This is a genomic window from Micromonospora sp. DT178 (assembly GCF_049841695.1).
In the GTDB taxonomy this organism is placed as follows: Bacteria; Actinomycetota; Actinomycetes; order Mycobacteriales; family Micromonosporaceae; genus Micromonospora.
The window spans coordinates 1-346 of sequence record NZ_JBNCKV010000064.1; the positions used below are offsets into that span (position 1 = coordinate 1).

1 protein-coding gene is annotated in these 346 nt (G+C 67.6%); it reads left to right on the forward strand.

All coding sequences use genetic code 11. From position 1 onward, the window contains the following. Positions 1–346, forward strand: a 346-nt coding sequence (locus ACLQ22_RS31965) for a phosphopantetheine-binding protein (RefSeq protein WP_425695597.1), incomplete at both ends; no start/stop codon positions are given.

Below are 346 nucleotides of genomic sequence, written 5' to 3' on the forward strand. Positions count from 1 at the left end.
ACAGTCCTGGAGCTGGTGCGGGCTCAGGCCGCGGTCGTGCTCGGCCATGCCGGCCCAGCGACGATCGATCCGGACAGCGCGTTCCGCGAGCTCGGCTTCGACTCGTTGACCGCGGTGGAACTACGTAACCGGCTGGCTACCGCCACCGGGCTGTCGTTGCCGGCCACGCTGGTCTTCGACTATCCCAGTGCGGTGGTGTTGGCCCGGTATCTGCTGACCGAACTGCTCGGTGAGCAGACCGACGTCCTCGCGCCGGTGGCGGTCGGTGTGGGTGTCGATGAGCCGGTGGCGATTGTGGGGATGGGGTGTCGGTATCCGGGTGGGGTTGGTGACCCGGAGGGGTTTT